Annotated in this window: 10 protein-coding genes and 2 pseudogenes; 11 read left to right on the plus strand and 1 reads right to left on the minus strand. The window is 70.4% G+C overall.

Features of this window, described 5'->3' with window-relative positions; genetic code table 11:
• The first annotated feature begins 323 nt into the window (after positions 1–323).
• The 9 genes and pseudogenes from ACP4IX_RS01910 to ACP4IX_RS01950 form a co-directional block, all read left to right on the plus strand.
• Entirely contained in the window at positions 324–872 is a 549-nt protein-coding gene (locus ACP4IX_RS01910) for an RNA polymerase sigma factor (RefSeq protein WP_426554551.1), read from the plus strand.
• Positions 869–1,696, plus strand: a complete 828-nt coding sequence (locus ACP4IX_RS01915; RefSeq protein ID WP_426554552.1) for a zf-HC2 domain-containing protein — start codon at positions 869–871, stop codon at positions 1,694–1,696. Before ACP4IX_RS01910 ends, ACP4IX_RS01915 begins: the two co-directional genes overlap by 4 nt.
• Before the next feature lie 35 nt (positions 1,697–1,731).
• On the plus strand, positions 1,732–2,538 hold the full coding sequence (locus ACP4IX_RS01920) for an ABC transporter ATP-binding protein (RefSeq protein WP_426526792.1): 807 nt from the start codon (positions 1,732–1,734) through the stop codon (positions 2,536–2,538).
• A complete protein-coding gene (locus ACP4IX_RS01925; RefSeq protein ID WP_426554553.1) occupies positions 2,535–3,932 on the plus strand; it encodes a hypothetical protein in 1,398 nt (465 codons plus the stop codon). Before ACP4IX_RS01920 ends, ACP4IX_RS01925 begins: the two co-directional genes overlap by 4 nt.
• On the plus strand, positions 3,929–4,501 hold the full coding sequence (locus ACP4IX_RS01930; RefSeq protein ID WP_426554554.1) for a hypothetical protein: 573 nt from the start codon (positions 3,929–3,931) through the stop codon (positions 4,499–4,501). Before ACP4IX_RS01925 ends, ACP4IX_RS01930 begins: the two co-directional genes overlap by 4 nt.
• 227 nt (positions 4,502–4,728) lie before the next feature.
• Positions 4,729–5,847: a helix-turn-helix domain-containing protein gene (locus ACP4IX_RS01935; RefSeq protein ID WP_426554555.1), complete on the plus strand. Its 1,119-nt coding sequence runs from the start codon at positions 4,729–4,731 to the stop codon at positions 5,845–5,847.
• A gap of 249 nt (positions 5,848–6,096) precedes the next feature.
• A pseudogene (locus ACP4IX_RS01940) lies at positions 6,097–6,399 on the plus strand (transposase); the annotation flags it as partial.
• A 27-nt stretch (positions 6,400–6,426) separates the two neighbouring features.
• Positions 6,427–6,561, plus strand: coding sequence for a hypothetical protein (locus ACP4IX_RS01945; protein ID WP_426554765.1), 135 nt, complete (start codon positions 6,427–6,429; stop codon positions 6,559–6,561).
• 151 nt (positions 6,562–6,712) lie between these two features.
• Positions 6,713–6,949 (plus strand): annotated as a pseudogene (locus ACP4IX_RS01950) (helix-turn-helix domain-containing protein); the annotation flags it as partial.
• A gap of 136 nt (positions 6,950–7,085) precedes the next feature.
• Here ACP4IX_RS01950 and ACP4IX_RS01955 read toward each other — a convergent pair.
• Positions 7,086–7,925, minus strand: coding sequence for a methyltransferase domain-containing protein (locus tag ACP4IX_RS01955; RefSeq protein ID WP_426554556.1), 840 nt, complete (start codon positions 7,923–7,925; stop codon positions 7,086–7,088).
• A gap of 294 nt (positions 7,926–8,219) precedes the next feature.
• On the opposite strand from ACP4IX_RS01955, the gene ACP4IX_RS01960 reads away from it, so the two are divergent.
• Entirely contained in the window at positions 8,220–9,341 is a 1,122-nt protein-coding gene (locus ACP4IX_RS01960; protein ID WP_426554557.1) for an SDR family oxidoreductase, read from the plus strand.
• 258 nt (positions 9,342–9,599) lie between these two features.
• Positions 9,600–11,225, plus strand: coding sequence for a PfaD family polyunsaturated fatty acid/polyketide biosynthesis protein (locus ACP4IX_RS01965; protein ID WP_426526805.1), 1,626 nt, complete (start codon positions 9,600–9,602; stop codon positions 11,223–11,225).

Below are 11,225 nucleotides of genomic sequence, written 5' to 3' on the forward strand. Positions count from 1 at the left end.
CGAGTTCGACCTGTAGCAGCCGCGCCCCGAACAGCCCGCGCGCCCGGTGTGACTGAGCGCTTCGGTTGGCGAGTGAGTGCTTCAGTTGGCGGGCTGGGCCTTCGGCATCGATTGCGACTGCGAGTCAGTCGGCGTACTCGGTCAGGGCTGGACCGAGAAGGGTGAAGCACCGCGAGGCGCCAGAGTTCACCACGGGCCGGATCGCAACCGACGACCGGGTTTCACGGGGATCGGAACCCTCCGCGCGTGACACTGTGACGCAAACCACGTCAGTCGTAGAACCTGTGCGCGCCATCGGGCGTCTGGCTGGTGTGAGATCACGCGTGAGAGCACTGGACGAGCTGGACGAGGAGCGCCTCGTCCGGCTGGTGGCCAAAGGTGACCGCGGGGCGTTCGACGAGTTGTACCGGCGCACGTCGCCGTGGCTGGCTGTGCGGTTGCGCCGCCGCTGCGCGGACGAGCAGATCGTCGCCGAGGTCATGCAGGAGACCTATCTGGCGGTGTGGCGCGCGGCCGGTGCGTTCGCCGGGAGCGCGGTCGGCGGGACGGCCGTCGGATGGTTGTGGACGATCGCGGCGCGCCGCCTCGTCGACGCGTTCCGGCGCCGTGCCCACCATGCCGAGCCGCCGGTCGCCGCCGCCGAGCGGGCGGTGGTGCCCGCGGCGGAGGACGAGGCACTGGCCAGGACCGTCGACGGGGACGTCGGTGACGCTCTTCGGCGACTGGCGCCGGAACTTCGAGAGGTCCTGCAGGCCATGGTGCTGGACGGGTTCTCCGTGCGGGAGACCGCCGTCCTGCTCAGACTGCCCGAAGGCACGATCAAGACCCGCGCCCGCCGGGCCCGGATCGCGATGCGGGAGGCGCTGGCATGAGCGGGGAACACGCGTCGATGCGGTTGCTCGACGACTACGCACGTGGTGATACGGAGATGGCCGTGGACGCGGTGTGGGCGTTGGAGGCCCATCTGGAGACGTGCGCGATGTGCCGGAATCGTCTGGCGGCCTCCGTATCCACCGAGGCGCCCGGCATCGCCACGCTCCTCGACACCGTCCGGGCCGGTCTGGAACCGCAGCTGGACGCGGCCGTCAGGACACCCTCGCGGCGACACCGCCCGAGGTGGCTGTCGGCCTGGCTGACGCCGGCCATGGCCCCGTGGCTGGCCATGACCATCGTGGTCACCATGATGGCGCTGCTGCTGGACTCGCTCGCGCCGCCTACGTTCTTCGGCGACATCTCCCCCGTGATGGCGATCGCACCCGTGCTGCCGCTGTGCGGTGTCGCCGCATCGTGGTCGCGCGGCCTGGACCCGGCGTACGAACTGACGGCCTCGACCGCCCGAGCCGGCCTGCCCCTGCTCTTCAGGCGCACCACGGTGGTTCTCGTGGTGGTCCTGCCCGGGCTCCTGGTGGGAGGCTGGTTGACCGGAACCATGACGGCCGCGCAGTGGCTACTGCCCTCCCTGGCCTTCACCTCCACCGCCCTGGCGCTGGGCAGCCTGGTCGGCGTGACCCGCGCCGCCACCGGACTGGCGGTCGTGTGGGGCGTCGTCGTCGTGGCACCCACGTGGGTCACCGGCCACGCCCCCCCTGCCCTGCGAGTTGTTTTCCAGCCCGACCAACTGCCCGTGTGGGGACTGCTCCTCGCGCTCGGCATCGGCGCCGTGATCGTCCGCAGAAGCGCGTACTCAACGCTGTGAAACCATCGTCGACCTTCGAAAGGGACCACTGCACGATGCCCCCCACAAACACGGCCGACACCGCGCCGAAAACCTACGCCTGGGAGATCCGGGCCAGCGGCCTGAGAGTACGCGTCGGACGCAAGAAGATGGCCGTCGACGGACTCGACCTCTGCCTGGGCATCGGCACCCACGGCCTCCTGGGACCCAACGGAGCGGGAAAGACCACCCTGATCCGGACGCTGGCCACCGTGCTGCGCCCCACCGAGGGCGAACTGGAGATGCTCGGCACCTGCGTGGGCGCGGTGGCTGACCACCGGTCCCTGCGCCGCCGGATCGGCTACCTGCCGCAGGATTTCAGCTACTACAAGCGCTTCACGGTGCGTGAGTTCGTCGAGTACATGGCCTGGTTGAAGGAGGTTCCGAAGGCGGCCATCCCCGGGGCCGTCCAGCGGGCCGTGGAACGGGTGGGCCTGGCGGACCGCGCCGACCACCGGATGAAGACCATGTCCGGCGGCATGGTGCGACGGGCCGGCATCGCTCAGGCCATCGTCAACGATCCCGCAGTGCTGCTGTTGGACGAGCCGACAGTCGGCCTGGACCCGGCGCAGCGGTTGCGCTTCCGCGAGCTGTTGCAGGAACTGGGCCGCGACACGTGTGTGGTCGTCTCCACCCATCTGGTCGAGGACGTCGCGGCTGCCTGCTCCGACGTGGTGCTCTTCGCCGACGGCCGCCTCGTCTTCCAGGGCACGCCGGACGGCCTGGCCGCGGCGGGCGGCCCCGAATACCCGGGCGGCAGCCCCCTGGAGCGCGGCTACTCGGCGCTGCTCCAGGGCTCCGAGCAGCCGGGAGACACCTGGTGAACGCACGTGTCCTGCGTACCGAGCTGAAGCGTTCCATCGCCCCGTGGCCCGGCGTCGTCGTCCTGGCAGGCAGCCTGGCGGTCCTCCTGCTGATCGACGGGCTCTGGTGGCAGGGTGACGCAGGATGGACGGCCCAATGGACCTCCATGGCCCTGTGGACCCGGTACCTGCTGAGCTTCTGGTGGCCGCTCGTGGTGGGCCTGGGGGCGGTGTACGGGCTGCGCGACTCCCGCTCGCGGATGGCCGAACTGCTGACGACCACACCGCTGCCGGCCTGGCGCCGTGCGGCGCTGCCGGCCGGTGCAACGGCACTCGTGCTGGCGTCCGGCTTCGGCCTCCTGGTCCTCGTGGGCGGAGTCCAGGTGGCCCTCGGCGCCACCACCTACACGAGTCTCGGCTGGCTGCCGATCTCGCTGGTGGCGGCGCTGTCCCTCGTCGCGGGGGTCGTGTTCGGCATGGGCGTCGCGCGGGCCGTGCCCTCTGCGCTCACCCCGCCGGCCCTGACAGTGTTCCTCCTGCTGACGGCCCTCTTCCTGCGGCAGAGCAATGATGGGGCACTGCCGTCGAGCGCCGCGCCGAACCGGCTTGCCCTGCTGTTCCCGGTGACTGCGGAGCCGCGGGAGATGCTGCTGACCCTGTCCGGCTCCGTGCACCTCGGCCAGACGCTCTGGCTGCTCGGCCTGCTCGCCACGGGTTTCGCACTGCTGTCGGCCGCGACCCTCCAGGCCCGGCTGCTCGCGGTGGCCCCCGTCCTGGCTGGCGCGGCCCTGGCCCTGCTGATCCTCCCGGCCACTCCACGCGACACCTACGTCATCGACAAGGCCGCCGCCACCCTGGTCTGCGACGGGCCGGTGTGCGTGACGCAGGCAAACCGCTCACACCTGCCCGAACTCGCGTCGCGCGGCAAGGACGCGCTGCGCGTGCTGCACGACGCCCTGGGCGACAAGGCACCGAACTCGGTGCGGGAGGACACCGCGCTGCGCGCGCTGGGCGACGAACGCCAACTCTCCGGCGACGCGGTGCTGGTCGACTTCGACGACCCGTTGATCGCCCATGCGACGGGGGCGGAACTGACCCGCCTCCTGGTCGCCCAGGGCCTGGCACCGAACTGCGCACCGCGCACCCCTTGGGAGGGCGGGGGGCAGGTCGACATCCCCGTACAGAGCATCGCCGCGAGCTGGGCCCTAGGCGATCACCGGTTCAAACCGCTGCAGAGGCCGGACTCCTACGCGTACTCGCAGCGTACATGGGCGGACGCCGGCGTCGCCTGGCAGCGGCTGATGGCGCTGTCACCGGCCGAGCAGCGCTCGCGGATCGCCGAGGTGCACTCCGCCGCCCTCTCCTGCACGGGGTACGACGAGCTTTCGGTGTTGGCGGGGAAGGCGTCGCAATGAGATGGCTGATCCTGTACGCCCGTTCACGACAGGTGCCCACCTCGGCCGCAGCGGTCGCGCTCGTCGCGCTGGCGGCGTGGGTCTTCAACCAGGACGGCGCGGGCCCTATGGACCTGGGGATCGCGGTCCTGGTCCTGACCGCGAACGTGGCGGCCGCTTCCGTCGGGCTCGGTGGGCGGGACGTCGCGCTGGATCGGACGGCCGCGATCCGGTGGATGCCCCGGCGGGCGGCGCACGTGCTGCTGGCCGGCGCGGCTGCCGGGGCGGCGCTGCTGGCGGTCCACGCGGCGGGAGCCAAGCTCGCCCCGACCGCGCTCGTCGTCCGCGACAGCGCGGGCTTGGTCGGCCTGGCCGCGCTCGGGGCGGTGCTCTGCGGGGCACAGTTCGCATGGACCCTGCCGATCGGCTGGCTCACGTTCACCCTCCTCGTCCCGGTTCCGCCCGGCATCGCGGGAGAGGTGAGCGGCTGGATGATCATTTCCCCCGCTACGACGGCGTCCGCCGCGACCGCGTGGGCCCTGCTGGTGACCGGCACCGTGCTGTACGCCGCAGTAGGACCGAGACGGTAACGGACACACCCCGCGCTGAGCGCTTCAGTTGGCGAAGCTCGCCAACTGAAGCGCTCAGTCACACCCGGACGTGGTCGGGTAGCCGGATCACACCGGACCGACACGGTACGGGCGCGCTCGCGTATACGCGGGGGGGTCGGATGTTCATGCACGCACCGTGCTCGATGTCTCCGAAGGTACTGCGCGGGCCGCAGGCACCACCGCCGCCCGACATCGTCTGAGCAGCCATGGGACGGCGTGAGAACGCCGTTGCCGCCGACACCCGGCAGGCCGCTGCGCTCGCGCGATGGCTCCGCGCCCAGCGCGAGCGCAGCGGTCTCACCTACGCGGCAATGGCCAAACTGACCGATCACGAGTTCACGGCGTCCGCGTTCTCCCGCGGCGCCTCCGGCCGGGTGGTACCCACCCGGCGCCTGATTCTCGCCTTCACCTCGGCGTGCGGCGCGGACCCCGACGAGGCCCTGCGCATGTGGACGGCCGCGCGACGGGCCAGGGAAGACCGACGGCGCCGTGCCGGCATCTCTCCAGAGTTCCAGGACCTGGCGAAAACCGTGCGTTCAGCCCTGCTCCACCCTGAGAACGTCGACAGTTTCGGTCAGCTCCACAGCGTCATGATCGAGATGCGCGCACGCCGAGGACAGCCGCCGCTCAGCGAACTCCAGGCCGTGGCCGGCTGCGCGCCCGACGGACGCTACCGGCACCCCAAGAGCAGTCTCAGCGTCATCCTCAGAGGCGAGGCGGTCCCCTCGCGCGAGCACCTCACCGCGTTCATGGAGGCCATGAACGTCTCCCCGAGCGGCGTACGCCGCTGGCAGGAAGTCTGGGACAAGCTCTCCAGAAAGACGACCAGGAGGCCGCTCACCGCGCCTGCGAAGGTGACGAGTGCCCCGCCGGGCGAAGATCCGGTCGGGCATCGCACCCTGTACGCACGAGTCGGTCTCGGGCCCGCAGACGACTTCGGCTTCCCGCACATCCCGTTGACGACGCGGCTCTCCTCCGACCGGAGCGCGCGAAGAGGCCCACGAACGGCCTGCCCACCGGCAGGCAAGACCCGCGCCGGGCTCCCCGTCCGCAGACCGCGTCGCTACACCCTCACCTACCGCGTCACCGACAGCCAGATCATCGGAGTCATCACGCTCCAGCCCCGGGAAGCCCCCGACGACTTCCCCGCGGACTTTTGGAGGCCCGGTCTCAGTCCAGTACTGCAAGCACAGCTGGCATCAAGCGTTACGGCACAGGAGTCCACAGCTGTGGCACAGGAGGCCACGCACCGACCGGCTACGCGACCCGTCATCGTGCTCCGCAGGGACAGGCGGCGGGACCACACCCGATGGCCGAACTTCTGACCGGGCTCTGTCGGCGACCGCCAGGTCCTCGAGGCCGGCTGGCACAAGCTCGCCCTCAGCACCCACCCCGACTTCGTCGCGGCGATCGAGGTCGCCGTCGGCCGCCAACCGGACCTGCGCCCATATCCAGCCCGCTGTCACGGGCTACGGTCGCCACTCGCCCGGGGGCGCGCCTTGGCCTGCGCGTCACGGATGCACGTTGTCGACTGCCAGCGGGGCGTGTGGTATTTGGCCAGGTCCGATAGCTTCATGCCATTAGAAGTCGTCTCAAATGGTTTGATCACTAAGCTGTCTGATGTGGTGACGTGGGTGGAGCGTCTGGTTCCGGACGGGTTGTGGGAGTTGTTTCAGCGAGTGGTCCCGGCCGCTCCGGTGCGTCCGCAGGGTGGCGGCTGACGGCGGCACGGGGATCGCGAGGTGCTGGCGGCGATCACGTTCGTGGCCACGACGGGCTGTACCTGGCGGCAGCTACCACCGGTCGTCGGTCCGTCTGGACCGACCGCGCACCGTCGGTTCACCGAGTGGAGCAGAGCCAAGGTTTGGGGCAAGCTCCAAGGCCCTGCTCGTGTACTGGGCTCCGTGATCGGTGTGCATGATCGTCCCGGCGAGGCTGCCGCGGGTGCGGATCGCCGCCGCCAGAGCGTCGGTCACGAGATCCGCGACCCGGTGGAACCACAGGTCCTGGAGGAGTACATCAGCCACGAGCGTTCGTGATCGCGGTTGTGGTGACCCTCCGTGGGCCCAGCACGGAAAGTGGTCCAGAACCTGAGTTCTGACCCTCTGACGGCGAATCAGAAGTGCCCCTCTCGTTGGTCTTCGCCTGAACCTGATCTTGATCGGAAGGTCAGGAGGGAAGGGTGTCCGCGTGGAGGACCGGGCAGAGATCCGCAGGCTGCACCGGGCCGAGCAGATGCCGATCCGGGCGATCGCCCGGCATCTGGGCATCTCGAAGAACACGGTGAAGCGTGCACTGGCGAGTGACCGGCCGCCGAGGTACGAGCGGCAGGCCAAAGGTTCGGTGGTCGACGCGGTCGAGGTGCAGATCCGTGAGCTGCTCAGGCAGACCCCGACGATGCCCGCCACCGTGATCGACCCGAGGATCAGCGCAGGGCCCACCGACCGCCGCGCGAAGCAGTCCCTCGGTGTCGCGCACCGGGCAGCTCGCTCCGCCGGAAGCGGGCTCATCGAGCACGTCCAGGGCCAGTAGCAACAGCGGCTGAGCCGGCCGGAGGTGGTGGTCAAGCTGGTTTGTCGAGCACCAGGGCGACGTAGCCCGTGCAGCGTCCTACGGAGCAGTGGGCGTCGACACTGGCGAGGGTGTGCCGCCAGTCCTGTTCGCTGAACTCGCGCAAGTCGGGCCAGCGCAAGCACAGCAGTCCCCGGCCGGCCTGGTTCGTCGCCATGCGTGTCAGGAGAGCGCCGAGACGGGAGAAGCCTTCGATCACCGGACGGGTCCAGTCGACGGTGCGCCGTATGACGAACCCCGTCTCCTCCGCGTGCCTCAGGTAACGCCTCAGGGGCTCGAACTCGTCGAACTGCCACGCCTCGCGTACGAGGCCCAGTGGATCGAGCCGCCGGATCATCGACGGATCGTCCGTGTTCCAGACGAAGTCGACCAGGACGAACCTTCCGCCGGGGCGCAGTACCCGGAAGGCTTCGGCTAACAGAGCGCGGCGGTCGGCAGGAGAGAGGTGGAAGGCCGCCTCCAGGCAGAGCACCCGGTCGAACGAGCCGTTCGTGGCACGGGTGCCCTCTGCCTGCGGCAAGGCGGTGACATCGGCCACGGCGAAGGTGGCGCGGACGGCGTCGCCGTACCGGGCGCGAGCCTGTGCGATCTGGTCGGCGGTGATGTCGACCCCCACGGCGTCACAGCCCGCGGCAGCCAGCCGGGCGGTGGTGTGGCCGCGTCCGCAGCAGGCGTCCAGCACCCGGTGTCCCGGACTGGCTTGCAGGAGTTCCAGGCTCTTGGTCTCGAGCCGTCGTTGAAACCAAGCCAGCCCACCGACGATCCCGGGGAGGGTCGGAAGGGTGTGGTAACCGAGGTTGACCAGTGCTCCCCAGCCCAGGTGTCGGCACAACCGGAACAGTGGATTGGCATCGCCGTAGGACGCTGCAAGGCGGTCCCGGCCCATTGAGTTCCTTCCTGTGTGTTCCAGGCGGCTCGCAATACCCAGGAACGCAGGGGCAAGCAGGCGTGCCGGACCGTACCCACGCACGGTGCAGAACAGGTGCTTACCAGCTAAAGCGGCGGTGCGCCACGGTTCTGCCTGAATGTCAGCACAACGAGTGATGCCGTTCCCGTGGCCTCGTCCCACCGCTTTCCGCGTGAGAACGTGGGCCGGCATCAGGGGCCGAGAGCCGGGGGGGGTACGGTGCGGGTGGCGTTGACCGGTGCCACGGGTTTCCTTGGCCTTCGGCTTCTGCACGAGCTGTTACGCCGTCACCCGTCGGTCACAGTGCTCGCGCGCGGGGAGCCCGACCGCGTACGGGAGCGGATCACCCGAGGCCTCGACCGGTTCGCCCCCGGCCTCACCGGCCTCGCCGACCGTGTCCAGGTGGTGTCCGCCCGGATCACCGAACCTGGCCTCGCCCTGCCGAAGAGTGACTACCAGGAACTGGCGGACTCGCTGGACGCGATCTGGCACTGCGCCGGGAACACCACACTCGACGGTGACCTGGCCACGCTGCGCGAGGTGAACGTGGAAGGCACCCGGTACGTCCTCGACCTGGCCGGGGCCGGACGCCGTACCCCCGTGGTGTTCCACGTCTCCACGGCGTTCGTGGCCGGGGCGCGTCGGACCGGGGTGGTGTACGAGGACGAACTGACCGATGCCTACGGCTTCGAAGGCACCTACGAACGGTCCAAGTTCGAGGCGGAACAGTTGGTGCACGCGTGGGCGAGGGCCACCGGCCGACCGGCGGTGATCTTCCGACCAAGCGTCCTGACCACCGGTCTGCCGCCCCACCCGGATCTCCCGGAACACCCGTTGCTGAACATCACGCGGACCCTGTCCGGCATCGCACGGAGCCAGCTCGGCCCCGGCCGGTCACCGGACGTGCTCCTCCCCCGGACCGACCCCTTCCGGATCCTGGGGCGGCCGGACGGGCAACTCAACCTGATGCCGGTGGGATCCGCCGCCGCCGTGATGGCCCGGCTCGCCGACCTGCCTCCCCCCGACGGGGTGGAGACCTACCACGTCGTACACGGCCAGGAGACACCGGTCGCCGTGTTCGGCAGACTGCTGGAGCAACTCTCCGGGGTCCGTATCGCAGTTGTGCTGGAGCTCCCCGACCCCTCGCCGTACGAGTCGGCCCTTTCACTGATCAGGGGGGTGTTCTGCTATCTGCGGCACCACCGTCGGTACGACGACTCCCGGGTGAGGGCCAGACTCGGACCGGCGGGCGTCCCGGAACACATCAGCCTGGAGTACCTGCTGTCCGGGCTCCCACCCCGAACGGAGGCTGCCTCGGTTGACCTGGCACCGCATCGCTGAACTGCTGTGGCCCGCTTCGAGACGGCGGGTCGACTCCTGGGGCCGTTCCCCGGCCGTCCCCGTGTCGCGTCCCCGGGCGTGTTCCTCCGTGCCCGGCAGTGCGGCCACCCGGAAGGTGTGGGACTCGGCGAGCCCGCCCGCTGTCGGTCGTGCCGCCGAGGACGGTCGCCACAGGGCAGCCGGCCCAACCGGGAACGGATACGGGCCGGCCGGAGGACCTACGCCCACACCGACGCCGCGTCCGAGAGGAGCCGACCGGTGAACACCACTTTGTCCGAGGCGCCCGGACGCGCCGCCGGCGTGCCCCAGGTCTGCTGGCGGCCCGGCTCGGAGCCGGCCGCGTTCGACCCGGCCGGGATCTCCGCCTACGCGGCCCGGATCCGTGAGCCTTTGTACGTGGTAGGCGGCGGATCCGGGTACGGGTTGGCCATGGGCGGGACGCTCGGGCCCGGCGGGGGCCACCCGCTCGTCGGGCTGGCCCCACCGGTGTACCCGGAGTGGCTTGGCGACCGAGGCTTCGCCGAGGCACACGGAACACGGTTTCCCTACGTGGCCGGGGAGATGGCCAACGGGATCGCCACCACCCAGATGGTGATGGAGCTGGCCGGAGCCCGGCTCATGGGCTTCTTCGGCGCCGCCGGACTCGCCCCCGACCGGGTGGAACAGGCGGTGAAGGAGCTGACCGCGACGTTGGGCGACGCGCCCAACTGGGGCGTCAACCTGATCCACTCACCCGGCGAGCCCCGACTGGAGTCGCAGGTCGCCGACCTCCTGCTGCGTCACCGTGTACGCCGGATCTCGGCCTCCGCGTTCATGGACCTGACCCCCGCCGTCGTCCGCTGCGCGGCGGCCGGACTGCGGCGGGACGCCGACGGCCGGGTGGTCAGGGACACCTGTCTGTTCGCCAAGGTGTCCCGTCGTGAGGTGGCCGAGAAGTTCATGTCGCCTGCGCCGGAGGCGCTGTTGGACGCGCTGGTCCGGGACGGGGCTCTCACCGCTGAGCAGGGCCGGCTGGCCCGCCTGGTCCCGGTCGCCGAGGACGTGACCGTCGAGGCCGACAGCGGCGGTCACACCGACAGCCGTCCGCTGTCCGTGATCCTGCCCGAGCTGCTGGCGCTCCGGGACACCCTGGCGGCCAGGTACGGCTTCCTCCGCCCGATCCGGGTCGGTGCCGCGGGCGGTCTGGGCACCCCCAGCGCGGTGGCCGGTGCCTTCGCACTCGGCGCGGCCTACGTGATGACCGGATCGGTCAATCAACTGGCAGCAGAGTCCGGGGTGTCCGCGGACGCGCGGGAGCTGCTGGCCGGAGCCGGCGTCACCGACGTGGCCATGGCCCCGGCCGCGGACATGTTCGAGCAAGGCATTCAGGTCCAGGTGTTGACGAGGGGCACCCTGTTTGCGGCGCGCGCCAAGCGACTGTACGACGTCTACCGGCGTCACCGGTCCCTGGCGGAGATCCCCGCCGACACACGGCACAGACTGGAGAACGAAGTGTTCGGCGCGGACCTGGACGCGATCTGGGCGGACACCGAACGGTTCTGGCTACGGCGCGACCCCGGACAGCTGGCCAGAGCCGAACGCGATCCCAAGCACCGGATGGCCCTGGTATTCCGGTGGTACGTGGGCAACGCCAGCCGATGGGCGATCGAGGGCCGGCCGGAGCGCCGCGCCGACTACCAGTTGTGGGCCGGTCCCTCGCTCGGCGCGTTCAACAACTGGGCCCGGGGCAGCCTGCTTGCCGATCCGTCCCGGCGCACCGTCACGCAGATCGCCTTGAATCTGCTGGAGGGCGCCGCCGTGATCACTCGCGCGCACCAGCTGCGTACCTTCGGGCTTTCCATACCGGACTCCGCCCTGACGTTCCGTCCCCGCAAACTCGCCTGA

Origin of the sequence: Streptomyces sp. WG5 (assembly GCF_049974565.1) — a bacterium.
Taxonomy (GTDB): Bacteria; Actinomycetota; Actinomycetes; order Streptomycetales; family Streptomycetaceae; genus Streptomyces.